Here is a 14,387-nt window from a genome sequence, read left to right on the forward strand (position 1 = left end):
CTCCTTTAGAAATGCCAGCGAGTCTGAACGACGCGGAAGCGGTTAGCAACGTAGGCCGAATCCGACAGAGATGCGTTGGCAGCCGGGTTGGCGCCGGTGCCGTGGAAGTCGCTATAGGCTGCGGTCTGGTTGATGAACACAGCGCCGGTCAGGTTCAGGGACAGGGATACGCCGGAACGCTCGGCCATGCGCTGAATCTTGGCGGTCACGGCATCATCGGTGCTGTAAGCCGACAAGGTCAGTGCGCCGTGCTCGATCACGTTGCGACCTGCCACTTCAATGCTTTGCTCGGTCGAATCGGTTTGCACCACAAAAACGATGGGGCCGAACCATTCTTGTTGAATCTCGGGCTGATCCACACGGGCCTGCAAAACCAACGGTGTACGTACGCGGGCACCGGGGAATGCGGGGTGTTCCAGCGTCTGGCTGTCAGCCAGGATAGGCATGCCCAATTGGCGAGCCTGATCAATACGCTGTGCGCAGGCTTCGTTTTGCACGGCACCCGTAATTTCAACGGCACGGGCCGGATCGGACACCAGCTTTTGCACTGCCTGGGCCAGACCTTGAGCCACTTCGTCAAAGCTCATCACGCCATCGGCAGTACGGATACCGTCACGAGGCACGTAAATGTTTTGAGGGGCGGTACACATCTGGCCGGAGTACAGCGCAAAGGAGAACGCCAGGTTGCGGGCAACCGCCTTGAAATCCTCAACCGAATCAATGATGACCTGGTTCACACCGGCTTTTTCGGTGTAGACCAAGGCGTGGCGAGCATTTTCTTCCAACCAGTTACCGTTCTGGCTGCTGCCGGTAAAGTCGATCAGCTTGACGGCCTTGTTCAGTGCCAGTTGCTGGGCGGTGTCTTCCGATGGCTCGTGAGCGGCCAGCAAGACCACATTAGGATTGAAGCCGGCTTCGGCCAGCACTTCGCGGGCGACAGCAACGGTAATGGCCAGAGGCAGAATCGCGCCAGGGTGCGGCTTCACAATTACGGTGTTACCGGTTGCCAGCGAGGCAAACAGACCGGGGTAACCGTTCCAGGTCGGGAAGGTGGAGCAACCAATCACCAGACCAATGCCACGGGGCACGACTTTGAACTGTTTCTTCATCTGGATGGGATCGTGCTTGCCCTGGGGCTTGATCCAGTCAACCAGACCGGGGATACGGGACATTTCCTGCCAGGCGTAGGCCACGGCTTCCAGCGCACGCTCCTGGGCGTGGGGGCCACCGGCCTGGAAGGCCATCATGAAGCCCTGACCCGTGGTGTGCTGCACAGCGTGAGCGATCTCGAAGCTGCGCTGATTCAAGCGATGCAGGATTTCCAAGCAAATGCCAACCCAGGCTTGCGGGCCAGCATCGCGCCAGCTGTCCAGCGCCAGTTGCGACTGAGCCAGCAATTGGTCCACCGGCACTTTGGGGTAGCTAATGCCCAGATCAAAACCAAAAGGCGATTGCTCGTTGCCGACTTCACCTTGTGCGCCTTCCAGCGTCAAGGGAAAGGCTTTGCCACGGTAGGCTTCAAAAGCAGCCTGACCATCCTGAGCCGCGGTTTCACCGTAGGCGCGCGGGCTGGGATTTTCAGGATAAGCGCTCCAGAAGTTGCGCTCCAGAATACTGCTCAAAGCCTGATCCAGCGTTGCCTGATGCGTCTTGAAAAAATCTGCTGCCATACAATGTGCTCCTGAAACTAGTAGGACGCCAAGCTGGGAAGCTGGCGTCCAGATTCTTGAAAAACCGCTATGTTGCTGCGGTCTTAGGTTTCCTGATCGAAGTCAATCACCACCCGGTCGGTAACCGGAAAGCTTTGGCAACTGAGCACGAAACCGCGGGCTACTTCGTAATCTTCCAATGCAAAGTTGGCGTCCATGTCCACTTCGCCCTCTACCACTTTGCAACGGCAGGTAGAACAAACCCCACCTTTACAGGAGTAAGGCAATTCCAGCCCTTGCTCCAGTGCCGCGTCCAGAATGCTGCTGTTGCTTTTGCTGATAGTCAGGTTGCGGGTAATGCCGTCCTGAATCACGGTCAGCTCGCACTCTTCCTTGCCCGGAGCCTTGCGCGACTCTTCGCCCGTACGTAGTGCTCGTGGGCCTTTGGGAGCGCCGAACAGCTCGAACTTGATCTGGGATTTTTCCAGGCCGTTTTCCTGCAAGGCAGCAACCACCTGCTCGCTCATGTCCTGGGGGCCACACACAAAGGCCACGTCCACACTGGCCGGATCGAACCATTGCTGCATCAGCTGACGCACTTTTTCGCCATCCAGACGGCCGTTGAACAGGTCGATATCCTGCGTTTCCCGGCTCATGATATACACGATGGAGAAACGTTCCATATAGGTGTTTTTCAGGTCCTCGATCTCTTCGCGGAACATGATGGCCGAGGAAGCACGGTTACCGAAAAACAGCGTGAAAGTGGACTTGGGCTCGGTATCCAGCGCGGTTTTTACCAGCGACAGAATCGGTGTAATGCCACTACCGACCGCAAAGGCGGCGTAACGGTGGGCCTGGCTGGGATCAAAGTCCACGGTGAAGTTGCCATCAGGCGGCATCACTTCCAGGGTGGCGCCCGCTTCCAGATGACTATTGGCCCAGGTGGAGAAAGCGCCATCATTCACACGCTTGATCGCCACGCGCAGCAACCGATCGTGCGGAGCCGCACAGATCGAGTAGGAGCGGCGCAATTCCTGGCCATCCAGGTGAGTGCGCAAGGTCAGGTACTGACCGGGACGAAACTGAAACACATCCTGCAAATCCTCGGGCACGGTAAAGGCCACCACCACGGCGTCGCGGGTGCTGCGGGAGACCGAGGCCACAGGAAGAGAATAAAACTGACTCATAGGACTAATGCGCCTTAAAGTAATCGAATGGTTCACCGCAACTGATGCAGCGATACAGCGCCTTGCAGGGTGTGGAGCCAAACTGGCTGATCACCCGGGTATGCGTGGAGCTGCATTGAGGACAAGCCACCACGGGCGCCTCGGGCTGACGCAGCAAACCAGAAATATCAACCGCACTTTGGGCCGGAGGAGCGATACCGTAGTCGCGCAAGGCCAGCTTGCCCTGCTCGCTCATCCAATCGGTCGTCCAGGCCGGTGACAACTTGGTATCCACCCGAACCTGCTCGATACCGGCCTGTTGCAAGGCCTGTTCAATCGAGTGGCTCATCTCGTACATCGCCGGACAACCGGAGTAGGTCGGTGTGATGGTGACCACACACACGTCCTGCTCCCAACTCACGTCACGCACAATGCCCAGGTCCAGCAGGGAGATCACGGGGATCTCCGGGTCTGGAACCGTGGCCAGCACTTGCATGACCTGCTCGGTGCTCCAGGTCTGTGTCATGGCGATCACCAAGTGGCGTCAGGATACATACGTGGCAGGTGCTGCATTTCTGCCAACAGAAACCCTAACGCTTCCGTGTGACGGCCTTGGGGACCACCACGGTAGGCCTTGTGCTGAGCATCCTGCTCGGCCGGGCAACGCAAGGTGGCGCGCTCCAGCGCATTCTGGATGTACTCCAGGCAAGGCTGCCACAGGCTGGCCATCAACGGCACAGCCTGACGCTGAGCCAGTTCCTCGGTGACCTCGTCATCCAGGAACAGCTCACCCAGGTAGAACCAGGCATCATCAATGGCTTTTTGCATGCGCTTGTGGCTTTCCGGGGTGCCATCACCCAGGCGCACGATCAAGTCGGTCGAGCGGCGCAGGTGATACAGCACTTCTTTATGTGCCTTCTGGGCAATCTCGCGAATCTGCTCGTCGCTGGATTCGATCAACTGCTCCAGCAGGAAGCAATGCCAGGCATCAAACAGGAACTGACGTGCCAGCGTGTCGCCGTAGTGACCATTCTCGCGCTCCACCAACAAGTAGTTGGTGTACTCGTGGACGTCTCGGTGATAGGCCAGACGATCTTCGTCCCGGCCCTGACCTTCGGTCTCACCTGCCAGTGTCAGCCACATACGGGCCTGACCCAGCAAGTCCAGTGCCGTATTGGCACAGGCCAGTTCTTCTTCCAGAGCCGGGCCGTGGCCAGTCCACTCACCCAGGCGCTGAGCCAGCACCAGGGTGGAATCGCCCATGCGCAGGGCGTAGGAAAACAAAGCTTTGTCCATACCAGTTCCTACATATTGATGCCGTCAGGCATGGGGAAAAACGTAGGGTGACGGTAGACCTTGGTGTTGGATGGCTCGAACAGCGGGCCTTTGTCACCAGGGCTGGAAGCAGCGATATCGGCTGCACGTACGACCCAGATGCTCACGCCTTCGTTACGGCGGGTGTACACATCACGGGCATTGTTGATGGCCATTTCGGCGTCCGGAGCATGCAGGCTGCCTACGTGCTTGTGGGCCAAGCCATGCTGGCTGCGAATGAAAACTTCCCACAGGGGCCAATCGTTCTTGCTCATAACTGAAAATTCCTTGCTGTGCAGCGGCGCTGTCAAAGCGCCTGCTGCGAATCGGATCGAATCAGAAACCGTGCTGGTTTCCTAGCCTTCTTGATCAGGCCACCTTGCGGACGGCTTCCTGCTTTTGGGCATGTGCATCCAGTGCATCACGGAACCAGGCGCCGTTCTCGTGGGCCTGGACTCGGGCTTCGAGTCGCTCACGATTACAGGGACCATTGCCCTTGATCACCGCCCAGAATTCTTCCCAGTCGATCTCGCCAAAGTCGTAGTGACCGCGCTCTTCGTTCCAGCGCAGATCAGGGTCAGGAATGGTCAGACCCAGGTACTCGGCCTGAGGCACGGTCTGGTCCACCATCTTCTGGCGCAGTTCGTCGTTGGAGAACAGCTTGATCTTCCACTGCATGGACTGGGCGCTGTTGGTGGAGTCCGCATCCGAAGGACCGAACATCATCAAGGCAGGCCACCACCAGCGGTTGATGGAATCCTGAACCATGGCCTTTTGCTCCGGCGTACCGTGCAGGCACATCTGAATCAGCAAGTCGTAACCCTGGCGTTGGTGGAAGGACTCTTCCTTGCACACGCGCACCATGGCACGGGCATAAGGACCGTAGGAGCAGCGGCACAGCGGAATCTGGTTGATGATGGCCGAGCCATCGACCAGCCAGCCGATCATGCCGATATCGGCCCAGTTCAATGTTGGGTAGTTAAAAATACTGGAGTACTTGGCTTTGCCCGACAGCAGATCGTCGACCAGCTTGTCACGGCTTACGCCCAGCGTTTCGGCCGCGCTGTACAGGTACAGACCGTGACCGGCCTCGTCCTGCACCTTGGCCATCAAGATGGCTTTGCGCTTGAGCGAAGGGGCGCGAGTAATCCAGTTACCTTCGGGCAGCATCCCGACAACCTCGGAGTGCGCGTGCTGAGAAATCTGGCGAACCAAGGTTTTGCGATAGGCTTCGGGCATCCAGTCCCTGGCTTCGATGCGGACACCCTCATCGATGCGCTCTTGGAACCGACGCTCTTCGTCGGACATCTGCTCGATATCCTGGACCTGCTTGACGCCTGTCTCTACAAGTTGTGCATACATGACCATCCCCGGTAAGAGTGCAGAAAGCGCCCAAACAAATTTGTTTCGACGCAAACCATATACACTTCATTATTTAATACGAAAAATGTGATGTCAATCGTAAAACCGTATCATATGACCTTGAAGCAGATACTTTAAGGGTAAATACTTAGACGTAAAAAAACCGAGGTGCGACAAATCGCTATCTCGGTTTTGATCCTGCCAATGTGTCCCCGCCTACAGCTGCAGCGCGCTCACGAACCGTGCTGGGACCCGCACACCTTCCGCCCTGCCTGCCCTTCCCGTTTACAGACGGATGAAGTGCTCGCGGTAGTGTTTCAGCTCGTCAATGGACTCGTAAATATCGGCCAAGGCCTCGTGGCGGCTTTGCTTGACGAAACTTTTAACCACTTCAGGCTTCCAACGCAAGGCCAGTTCTTTCAGAGTGCTGACATCCAGATTGCGATAGTGGAAGAAAGCCTCCAGACGAGGCATGTAGCGGTACATGAAACGACGGTCCTGGCTGATGGTGTTGCCACACAGGGGCGACTTGCCAGCCGGTACGTGCTCTTTCAGGAATTCCAGCAACTGATCCTCGGCTTGCGCTTCGGTCAGGGTAGAAGCTTTGACCTTGTCGATCAGGCCGCTACGGCCATGCGTACCCTTGTTCCAGGCGTCCATGCCATCGAGCAATGCATTGCTTTGATGAACCACCAGAACCGGGCCTTCCGCCACCAGAGTCAAGTCTGCTTCTGTTACCACGACCGCAACTTCGATGATGCGCTCTTTGTCCGGATCCAGTCCTGTCATCTCCATATCGAGCCAGACCAGACGCTGTGTATGAACCGCCATATAATCATTCCTCAAAACGCCCATTTTACATATAGCCGCCTACATGCTGACTTTGTTGTTCATTATCTTTCTGCTTGCAGACGTTTTGCTGCGCTTTTATTTAGGCCTGCGGCAGATCCGGCACGTTTATCGTCATCAGAACGAGGTGCCGGCCGAATTTTCCGAACGCATTGGCCTGCATAGCCATCAACGTGCGGCACGCTACACCATCGCACGCACCCGGCTGGGTTTAAGCGAGCGTCTGGTAGAGGCCCTGGTCTTGCTGGGCTTTACGCTGCTGGGCGGTCTGCAATGGCTGGATGTCACGCTGGGCAACTGGATCAGTCATGAACTGCTGCGTCAGCTAACCCTGATTGGCACGGTCCTGGCGATTATGGGTGTCGTGGGCCTGCCTTTTGCCTGGTATCGCAAGTTTGTACTGGAAGCGCGCTTTGGTTTTAACCGCATGAAGCCTGCCCTGTTCTTTGCCGATACCGCAAAAACTCTGATCATCGTCCTGATTCTGGGTACACCCTTGTGTGCCGCCCTGCTCAGCCTGATGGATTGGGCCGGCCCGTCCTGGCCCTGGTACGGCTGGGGTCTGTGGCTGGTTTTCAATCTGCTGGTGCTGTGGCTGTACCCGCGCGTTATCGCCCCTATTTTCAATACCTTCAAACCACTGGAAGATGCCAGCCTGCGTGAACGCATCAATGCCCTGGCGCAACGTTGCGGCTTTCAAACCAACGGCTTGTATGTGATGGATGGCTCGCGCCGCTCCGCCCATGGCAATGCGTACTTCACCGGCCTGGGTCGCCAAAAGCGCATCGTGTTTTTTGATACCTTGCTGAACAAGCTGCAGCCCGAAGAAGTAGAAGCCGTGCTGGCGCATGAGCTGGGCCACTTCAAGCATCGCCATATCCAGCGCCGTCTGCTGATCAGCGTATTCACATCCCTGATCTTTTTTCTGCTGGCCGGCTGGGCCTGGGGCAAGGTGGGCTTTTATACCGGGCTGGGCGTGATTCCCCAGTTAGGTCGCCCCAACGACGCCCTGGCCCTGATCCTGTTCTTTATGGTGGTGCCTACCTTCACCTTCTGGATGGGCCCCTTGAGCGCCCTGCTCTCGCGCCGGGACGAATATCAGGCCGACAGCTTTGCCGCCCAGCACAGCCAGGCCCAGGACTTGATCAGCGCCTTGCTCAAGCTCTATAACGACAATGCCGCAACCTTGACGCCCGACCCTATGCACTCTGCCTTTTACGATAGCCACCCCAACGCGATTGATCGCATTCGACACCTGAAAAGCCTGGCATGACATCTAAATACCTTAGCGGTCTGGTGACCGCCGCCCATGGTCGTCACTACTTTGTCGAACTGCCTGATGGCGAAACGATCAAGTGCTTCCCTCGTGGAAAAAAAGCCGGGATTGCGGTTGGCGATCAAGTCGATGTGTTGATGCAGGCCAAAGGGGAAGGCTCTATTGAGGCGGTGCAAGAAAGGCGCAATCTGCTATATCGCTCTGACGACTTCCGCACCAAGCAGTTTGCCGCCAATATTGATCAGCTTCTGATTGTGGTGGCACCAGAACCCGTTTACTCCGAAGACTTGCTGGGACGCGCCCTGGTCGCGGCCTGGAGTGTGGATATTGAGCCGGTGATTATTCTGAACAAGGCCGATCTGAGCACCCACCTGGAGCGCGCACGCGCCAAGCTGGCCCCTATCGCCGCCCTGGGCGTCCCTATTCTGGAAATGGTGGCGCTGGAACCAGAACAGACACGGGAAGCGCTGGCCCCCTGGCTGGCGAACAAACGTACCTTGCTGCTGGGGCAAAGCGGCATGGGTAAATCCACCCTGCTCAATGCCCTGGTCCCGGATGCCGGCGCGCTGACCCAGGAATACTCGCAAGCCTTGGGGGCGGGCCGACACACAACCACCAGCACCCGCCTGTATCACCTGCCTAATAGCGGCGACCTGATCGACAGCCCCGGCTTCCAGGCCTTTGGCCTGTCGCATATGACACAGGAAGATATTGCGCACGGCTTCCCCGATTTCCGAAAAGCGGTGGAGTCTTGCCGCTTTTATAACTGCACCCACAGGCATGAACCGGGCTGTGGCGTGCTGGCGGCCATCGAAGCCGGCAGCATTCACCCTGAACGGCACGCGCTATACCAGCGTTTGCTGGCCGAGCACGAAAACAAGCCACGTTATTAGGGGAACAAGGGGCAAAGCAAAATGCCCCTTTTTTGTGAAGGCGGAATACGCTGCAAAGCGCCCGCCTGTCAGACCTGATTACAGGCTTTTGGCGTGAGTGTCTCCACCGGCAGACAACTGCACCCAGGCAGCCGACAAGTGGTGGTAAAGATTACGGATCAAGACCGCCGTGGCACCCCAGATAAAGTACGGCCCCCAAGGGATGGAGAAGTAGTAACGCCCTGCCCCGTCCGGCAAATCGGCGTGATGCAATTGATGACGCTGCGGGTCCAGCAGGACCGACAAGGGCACTTCAAAGACCTCGGCCACTTCAGAGCTATCGGGCAACACCTGAAAACCCTCTTGCAGCTCGCCAATAATGGGGCGCATCGCAAACTGGGTACTGGTGACAAAAATAGGATGCTGACCCAGATAACGCACAAAGCGCGGCTCGATGCCGATCTCTTCCTGGGTTTCACGCAAGGCGGCTTCGACCGGCCCCAGATCCGAGGCTTCAATACGTCCGCCGGGAAAACTGATCTGCCCTGCATGATTGTGCAAGTGCATGGCCCGACGCGTAAAAATAACGGTGGGCCCTTCGGGGCGCTGCATCACACCAATACAGACGGCGGAGCGCACATTCATGGAACCGGGCAAAAACTCTGGATAAAAGGAGCTGCGAAACAAAGGCTCGACCTGCCACTGTATGGGCTGGGCAAAAGCGCTACGTAGAAAATCCAGTTGCTGGGCCTGAGCAGGCAATTCAGGCAAAGAGTCTAATGCAACCAGAGGCTGGCTGCGAGGGTCGAATCCAGGAACGATAACGGGCCTGATACGAGGCTTATCCATAAGAACTGGTATGTGATCCCACATAAAAACAAAGGCACCCGCCTGGGTGCCTTTGCATCGCTGTTCGCTTGGGAATTAGTTACCCGAACGACGAACGAGTTTTTCTTTGATGCGAGCGGCTTTACCCGAGCGATCGCGCAGATAGTACAGTTTAGCACGACGCACAGCGCCACGACGCTTGACTTCGATGCTGGCGATCTGAGGGGAATACAGCTGGAATGTACGCTCAACAGCTTCGCCCGAAGAAATCTTGCGAACGATGAAAGAAGAGTTCAGACCACGATTGCGACGGCCGATAACCACGCCTTCGTAAGCCTGGACACGCTTACGCGTACCTTCAACCACGTTTACGTTCACAACAACAGTGTCACCAGGACCGAACTCGGGAGGCAGCTTGCCACCGGTCAGGCGCTGGATTTCTTCTTGCTCAAGAATAGCGATCAAATCCACGATTGACTCCAAAACCATCGTATCAGCCGCACACATTATAAAAATCGCGCTGACAGAGGATGAAAAAATGATTAGCCCATGATTCTATCAGCAAAAAGCCTGAATTACCAAGCTTTTTGACTGATCGGGGCTTCGTTTCCCGGCGTTTAACTACGCTAAAATACGACACTTTGGGCACGATGCCCCCGTATTAAACGCAGCAAAGGCGGAAATTTACTCGATTCGCCCTCCCCTTGGCAAAAAGGGGCCGACCTTATCAAAGGACACAGTCTATGCATGCTGAATACAAAGTCCCTGGCGGCAAGCTGGTCGTGATCGATCTGGATGTCAAAGATCATATGATCGAACAAGCACGATTGAGCGGCGACTTTTTTCTGGAACCTCCCGAAGCACTGGGCCTGATCAATCAAGCCCTGCAGGGCCTGTCCGTCAACAGCAGTGCTGAAGAAATTGCGGCTCATGTTAGCCGCGCCCTGCCTGCCGACATCGAAATGTTCGGTCTGGACCCGCAGGCCATTGGCGTGGTCGTGCGGAGGGCCTTGGCATGATGAGCTGGAACGAGTTGCCCTGGGAACTGGTCCATATGGAGCCGCAACCCGCTGCCCTGCATATGGCCCTGGACGAAATCATCACCCAGGAAGTCAGTGAAGGCACCCGCGCCCCCACCCTGCGCATCTGGGAGTGGCAAGAAGCGGCAGTGGTGATTGGGCGTTTCCAGTCCCTGCGCAATGAAATTGAAGCCGAGGCAGCTGCCCGTCACGGTATACGCGTCGTGCGCCGTATCAGTGGCGGTGGTGCCATGTTCATCGAGCCAGGCAACACCATAACGTATTCGCTTAGCGTACCCAAGCAGTTTGTAGCCGGCATGACGTTTCAGGAGTCCTACGAGTTTCTGGATTCCTGGGTGATCGAAGCCCTACGGGAAATTGGTATTGATGCCTGGTACCAACCGCTGAACGACATTACCAGTGCTGGTGGAAAAATTGGCGGCGCCGCACAAGCACGCCGTGGCAATGCTGTATTGCACCATGTGACCATGGCCTACGATATTGATGCTGACAAGATGCTGGAAGTCCTGCGCATCGGTAAGGAAAAACTCTCGGACAAAGGCACCACCAGCGCCAAGAAACGCGTGGACCCTATCCGCAGTCAAACCGGCATGAGCCGCGAGGCTGTGATTGAAGCCATGCTGGACGTGTTCCGCAAAAAGACGGCACTTCAACCCCGCACACTGGAAACACCCACACTGGAGCAGGCCGAAAAACTGGCACGGGACCGTTTCCTGTCAAACGACTGGACACAACTGGTGCCCTGATCGCCCCTTGGAACAGCACAAGGGCGTGGCCTTAAAACCCGCCCATGCTGCCCAACCACAACAAGCCAGGAATACTGGCACCCCACACGGCAACCAAACACACATCCATGACCTTGGCCTTGAAAGACAGAGGCTTGGTGAACGGACTGGACGAGGCTGCGGAACGGACTGGGCCACGGAAACGAGGAGTGGCTTGAGGACGGTAATGACGGCTTGGACTGGGCATGGCTAACTCCGATTACTGTTTTCTTATACAGTACTGTACTTAAAACCAGCTTTTAGTGCAATTAGTACCTGCGCGAATGTTGCGCCTTGTCCACTGATGCGCTGAACCCCAGTCCTGAAGCCAGCTGCAGTCAATTTCTTACCAGGCTTGGCTTGCCTGCCCTCTCCCCTCCGCAGCTGGAAAACTGTGATTACCCCGTGGTTTTATACAGTAGTTCTATGCCGTAATTGTGATCCCCAGAAACCCTTGAAAAAACACCAGGACATGCGCTGAGCCCAAGCGAGAGCCGTCTACCTGGAAAGGCTGTACCCACAAAAAAGCCCTCGTGCCATAAGCAGGAGGGCTTTCTGACTGAGCCTAAAGGCCAAGTGGCGATTACTTGTTAGGCTGAGGCGTCACACGCAGGTAAGGACGGATCTCGGTGTAGCCTTTGGGGAATTTCTGCTTCAGAACTTCCGGATCTTTCAGGCTGGGAACGATGATCACGTCGTCGCCGTCTTCCCAGTTCACTGGCGTGGCCACGCTGTGGCTGTCGGTCAGTTGCAGGGAATCGATCACGCGCAGGATCTCGTTGAAGTTGCGGCCCGTGCTGGCTGGGTAAGTGATGATCAGACGCACTTTCTTGGCCGGGTCGATGATGAACACCGAACGCACAGTCACGGTGGTGCTGGCGTTGGGGTGAATCATATCGTACAGATCCGACACCTTGCGGTCAGCATCAGCCAGGATGGGGAAGTTAACGGTGGTTTTTTGTGTTTCGTTGATGTCATCAATCCACTTGCCGTGGGAATCAACGTCGTCAACGGAAACGGCAATCACTTTCACGCCGCGCTTGGCGAACTCGTCCGCCAGTTTGGCGGTGTAACCCAGTTCGGTGGTGCACACAGGCGTAAAGTCGGCTGGGTGGGAGAACAGAACGCCCCAGCTATTACCCAAGAACTCGTGAAACTTGATGGTGCCAGCGGAGGATTTTTGTTCAAAATCAGGGGCCAGGTCACCCAGACGAAGTGTAGCCATTACGTTCCTCTTTTCGAAATGCAGCCGCGATCAGGAGATCACCGACTTAAATAATCAGGACTAGTCAGATGATTTTGTCAGTATAAAGAGCACGTTTCAAATAATTAAACGTTATATCAATATACCCAAAAAAGGCCCGGCAGCCAAAGAAGCGGCGCGGGCCTTTATGCCTTGGGGCTGATCGAGTTACAGCAGCTCAGTCGACAGGTAAGGAGTCAGCTCCACACCATCCGCTACGGACTGTGCCAAGGCACCGGCACGTGGCAGCAAGTGGCTGGCAAAGAACACGCTGGTCGAGAGCTTGCGGCGCAGGAATGGATCCTGGCTGCCTTCGCTCAATGCTTTCTCCGCAGCCAAAGCGGCACGGGCCATCTGCCAGCCAGTCAGCACATAGCCGGACAGCATCAAGAATGGCACGCTGCCCAGGAACACGGCAGGCAGGTCTTTCTGAGCGTTCATCAAGGTGAACATGGCAGCGCGTTCCACGCTCTTCACTCCGGCTTCCAGACGATCGGCGATCAAGGTCAACGCCGCTTTGTGATCACCGCCTTGAGCCGCACGCTCACGCAGCTTGGCAACAGTTGCACCCAACTCGGGAGCCAAGCCCTGGATCACAGCACCGGCGTCACGCAGAACCTTGCGACCGATGAAGTCATTGGCCTGAATCGCGGTTGTCCCTTCGTAGATAGGCAGAATGCGCGAGTCACGGTAATGCTGGGCCGCACCAGTTTCCTCGATAAAGCCCATACCACCGTGCACCTGCACGCCCAGGGAAGTCACTTCCAGGGACATTTCAGTGCTGAAACCCTTGACCACAGGCACCAGGAATTCGTACAGAGCCTGGTAGCGCTTGCGGGCATTTTCGTCGGCACTGTGACGCGCCTTGTCGTTCACACCGGCAGCAAAGTAAGCCAAGGCACGGGAGCCTTCTGTCAGGGCACGCATTTGCACCAACATGCGCTGCACGTCGGGGTGATGGGCAATCGACACAGCCTTGCCGCCAGTCAGAGGCGCACCCTGTACACGCTCGTTGGCGTATTCAAGAGCCTGCTGGAATGCACGTTCGGCCACGGCGATACCTTGCACGCCCACCGCGTAACGGGCCGCGTTCATCATGATGAACATGTACTTCAGACCTTCGTTTTCCTTGCCGACCAGGTAGCCGACGGCACCCTCGCCCACCTCACCCTTGCCTGAGCCGTACAGCAGCACAGCGGTTGGGCTACCGTGGATGCCCAGCTTGTGCTCCAGCGAAGCACACCAGACGTCGTTACGGGCGCCCAGGGAGCCATCGTCGTTCACCATGAACTTGGGCACGATGAAAAGCGAGATCCCTTTCACACCGGCAGGTGCATCAGGCGTACGGGCCAGCACCAGATGGACGATGTTCTCGGCCATATCGTGCTCACCGTAGGTGATGAAAATCTTTTGACCGCTGATGCGGTAGCTGCCATCATCCTGAGGAACAGCACGGCTGGCAACTTGGGCCAGATCCGAACCGGCCTGAGGCTCGGTCAAGTTCATGGTGCCGGTCCAGCGGCCTTCCAGCAAGGGAGGCAGGAAACGTTGTTTCTGTTCTTCCGAGCCAACCATGGACACGGCTTCGATCACGCCGTCGGTCAGCAACGGACACAGGGAAAAAGCCAGGTTGGCAGCATTGATATTTTCACATGCCACGGCGCCGATCAGCTTGGGCAAGCCTTGGCCACCCAGTTCGGCTTCGTGCTGCAAACCCTGCCAGCCAGCTTTTGCAAATTCTTCAAAGGCTTTCTTGAAGCCGGGTGTGGTGGTGACCACACCATCATTCCACTTGGCGCCATTCTGATCACCGGCGCGGTTCAAAGGTGCTACTTCCTGCTCAACGAAGCGGGCGTTCTCATCAATAATGGCATCGATCAACTCGGCCGAGAAATCCTCAAAGCCAGGCAATTCCAGCACACCAGGTAGATCAGCCAGCTCTGTAAGTGCAAAGCGGATGTCTTGGGTGGGTACACGATACGTCATGAACACTCCTACACAGAAACAAAAAGGACCGAAGCCAC

General features: G+C 56.6%; 16 protein-coding genes. 4 read left to right on the plus strand and 12 right to left on the minus strand.

The window, feature by feature from the left end:
- Positions 1-5: 5 nt before the first annotated feature.
- The 7 genes from paaN to orn all read right to left on the minus strand — a co-directional run bounded on the left by paaN (position 6) and on the right by orn (position 6,322).
- Positions 6-1,670: a phenylacetic acid degradation protein PaaN gene (paaN, locus tag NBV64_RS12020; RefSeq protein ID WP_022983271.1), complete on the minus strand. Its 1,665-nt coding sequence runs from the start codon at positions 1,668-1,670 to the stop codon at positions 6-8.
- Positions 1,671-1,753: 83 nt separating this feature from the next.
- Positions 1,754-2,836 carry a 1,2-phenylacetyl-CoA epoxidase subunit PaaE gene (gene paaE, locus NBV64_RS12025; RefSeq protein WP_009455981.1) on the minus strand — a complete coding sequence of 361 codons (1,083 nt, stop codon included), beginning with the start codon at positions 2,834-2,836 and terminating at the stop codon, positions 1,754-1,756.
- 4 nt (positions 2,837-2,840) lie between these two features.
- Positions 2,841-3,341, minus strand: a complete 501-nt coding sequence (gene paaD, locus NBV64_RS12030; protein WP_060185316.1) for a 1,2-phenylacetyl-CoA epoxidase subunit PaaD — start codon at positions 3,339-3,341, stop codon at positions 2,841-2,843.
- Between the two features lie 5 nt (positions 3,342-3,346).
- Entirely contained in the window at positions 3,347-4,111 is a 765-nt protein-coding gene (gene paaC / locus NBV64_RS12035) for a 1,2-phenylacetyl-CoA epoxidase subunit PaaC (RefSeq protein ID WP_035272706.1), read from the minus strand.
- A gap of 8 nt (positions 4,112-4,119) precedes the next feature.
- Positions 4,120-4,404 carry a 1,2-phenylacetyl-CoA epoxidase subunit PaaB gene (gene paaB / locus NBV64_RS12040; RefSeq protein WP_003799192.1) on the minus strand — a complete coding sequence of 95 codons (285 nt, stop codon included), beginning with the start codon at positions 4,402-4,404 and terminating at the stop codon, positions 4,120-4,122.
- 94 nt (positions 4,405-4,498) lie between these two features.
- Positions 4,499-5,491, minus strand: a complete 993-nt coding sequence (gene paaA / locus NBV64_RS12045) for a 1,2-phenylacetyl-CoA epoxidase subunit PaaA (RefSeq protein ID WP_009455984.1) — start codon at positions 5,489-5,491, stop codon at positions 4,499-4,501.
- A gap of 285 nt (positions 5,492-5,776) precedes the next feature.
- Positions 5,777-6,322 (minus strand): oligoribonuclease, encoded by a 546-nt coding sequence (orn, locus tag NBV64_RS12050; RefSeq protein ID WP_009455985.1) that lies wholly within the window; start codon positions 6,320-6,322, stop codon positions 5,777-5,779.
- 43 nt (positions 6,323-6,365) lie between these two features.
- Between orn and NBV64_RS12055 the strand changes: the two genes are divergently transcribed.
- The gene (locus NBV64_RS12055) at positions 6,366-7,613 is read left to right on the plus strand and encodes a M48 family metallopeptidase (protein ID WP_035272704.1); all 1,248 of its coding nucleotides are present in this window, start codon (positions 6,366-6,368) and stop codon (positions 7,611-7,613) included.
- Entirely contained in the window at positions 7,610-8,509 is a 900-nt protein-coding gene (gene rsgA / locus NBV64_RS12060; RefSeq protein ID WP_026482958.1) for a ribosome small subunit-dependent GTPase A, read from the plus strand. The genes NBV64_RS12055 and rsgA overlap by 4 nt, the downstream gene beginning before the upstream one ends.
- A gap of 78 nt (positions 8,510-8,587) precedes the next feature.
- Here rsgA and NBV64_RS12065 read toward each other — a convergent pair whose 3' ends face one another.
- Both NBV64_RS12065 and rplS read right to left on the minus strand, forming a co-directional pair.
- Positions 8,588-9,259, minus strand: a complete 672-nt coding sequence (locus NBV64_RS12065) for an NUDIX hydrolase (RefSeq protein WP_009455988.1) — start codon at positions 9,257-9,259, stop codon at positions 8,588-8,590.
- A 153-nt stretch (positions 9,260-9,412) separates the two neighbouring features.
- Positions 9,413-9,787, minus strand: coding sequence for a 50S ribosomal protein L19 (gene rplS / locus NBV64_RS12070; protein ID WP_003799181.1), 375 nt, complete (start codon positions 9,785-9,787; stop codon positions 9,413-9,415).
- 272 nt (positions 9,788-10,059) lie between these two features.
- On the opposite strand from rplS, the gene lplB reads away from it, so the two are divergent.
- Together lplB and NBV64_RS12080 are read left to right on the plus strand one after the other, a co-directional pair.
- Positions 10,060-10,335: a lipoate-protein ligase small subunit gene (lplB, locus tag NBV64_RS12075; RefSeq protein ID WP_022983275.1), complete on the plus strand. Its 276-nt coding sequence runs from the start codon at positions 10,060-10,062 to the stop codon at positions 10,333-10,335.
- Complete coding sequence (locus NBV64_RS12080; protein WP_035272697.1) at positions 10,332-11,102, plus strand: lipoate--protein ligase family protein; 771 nt, start codon at positions 10,332-10,334, stop codon at positions 11,100-11,102. Before lplB ends, NBV64_RS12080 begins: the two co-directional genes overlap by 4 nt.
- A gap of 31 nt (positions 11,103-11,133) precedes the next feature.
- Here the strand turns inward: NBV64_RS12080 and NBV64_RS12085 are convergent, their stop codons facing one another.
- From NBV64_RS12085 to NBV64_RS12095, 3 genes are all read right to left on the minus strand, one after another.
- Positions 11,134-11,328: a hypothetical protein gene (locus NBV64_RS12085; protein WP_250755864.1), complete on the minus strand. Its 195-nt coding sequence runs from the start codon at positions 11,326-11,328 to the stop codon at positions 11,134-11,136.
- Positions 11,329-11,703: 375 nt separating this feature from the next.
- A complete protein-coding gene (locus tag NBV64_RS12090; protein ID WP_009455994.1) occupies positions 11,704-12,345 on the minus strand; it encodes a peroxiredoxin in 642 nt (213 codons plus the stop codon).
- A gap of 186 nt (positions 12,346-12,531) precedes the next feature.
- Entirely contained in the window at positions 12,532-14,349 is a 1,818-nt protein-coding gene (locus tag NBV64_RS12095) for an acyl-CoA dehydrogenase (RefSeq protein ID WP_022983277.1), read from the minus strand.
- Positions 14,350-14,387: the final 38 nt, after the last annotated feature.

This window comes from Alcaligenes sp. DN25 (assembly GCF_023674485.1).
Lineage (GTDB): Bacteria > Pseudomonadota > Gammaproteobacteria > Burkholderiales > Burkholderiaceae_B > Alcaligenes > Alcaligenes phenolicus.

Bases quoted from the DNA above. Each gene is read 5' to 3' on its own strand.
- lplB (WP_022983275.1), top strand. From the start codon at position 10,060: ATGCATGCTGAATACAAAGTCCCTGGCGGCAAGCTGGTCGTGATCGAT.
- orn (WP_009455985.1), bottom strand. From the start codon at position 6,322: ATGGCGGTTCATACACAGCGTCTGGTCTGGCTCGATATGGAGATGACA.
- NBV64_RS12080 (WP_035272697.1), top strand. From the start codon at position 10,332: ATGATGAGCTGGAACGAGTTGCCCTGGGAACTGGTCCATATGGAGCCG.
- paaA (WP_009455984.1), bottom strand. From the start codon at position 5,491: ATGTATGCACAACTTGTAGAGACAGGCGTCAAGCAGGTCCAGGATATC.
- paaE (WP_009455981.1), bottom strand. From the start codon at position 2,836: ATGAGTCAGTTTTATTCTCTTCCTGTGGCCTCGGTCTCCCGCAGCACC.
- paaC (WP_035272706.1), bottom strand. From the start codon at position 4,111: ATGGACAAAGCTTTGTTTTCCTACGCCCTGCGCATGGGCGATTCCACC.
- NBV64_RS12090 (WP_009455994.1), bottom strand. From the start codon at position 12,345: ATGGCTACACTTCGTCTGGGTGACCTGGCCCCTGATTTTGAACAAAAA.
- rsgA (WP_026482958.1), top strand. From the start codon at position 7,610: ATGACATCTAAATACCTTAGCGGTCTGGTGACCGCCGCCCATGGTCGT.
- paaN (WP_022983271.1), bottom strand. From the start codon at position 1,670: ATGGCAGCAGATTTTTTCAAGACGCATCAGGCAACGCTGGATCAGGCT.
- paaB (WP_003799192.1), bottom strand. From the start codon at position 4,404: ATGAGCAAGAACGATTGGCCCCTGTGGGAAGTTTTCATTCGCAGCCAG.
- NBV64_RS12055 (WP_035272704.1), top strand. From the start codon at position 6,366: ATGCTGACTTTGTTGTTCATTATCTTTCTGCTTGCAGACGTTTTGCTG.
- NBV64_RS12095 (WP_022983277.1), bottom strand. From the start codon at position 14,349: ATGACGTATCGTGTACCCACCCAAGACATCCGCTTTGCACTTACAGAG.
- paaD (WP_060185316.1), bottom strand. From the start codon at position 3,341: ATGACACAGACCTGGAGCACCGAGCAGGTCATGCAAGTGCTGGCCACG.
- NBV64_RS12085 (WP_250755864.1), bottom strand. From the start codon at position 11,328: ATGCCCAGTCCAAGCCGTCATTACCGTCCTCAAGCCACTCCTCGTTTC.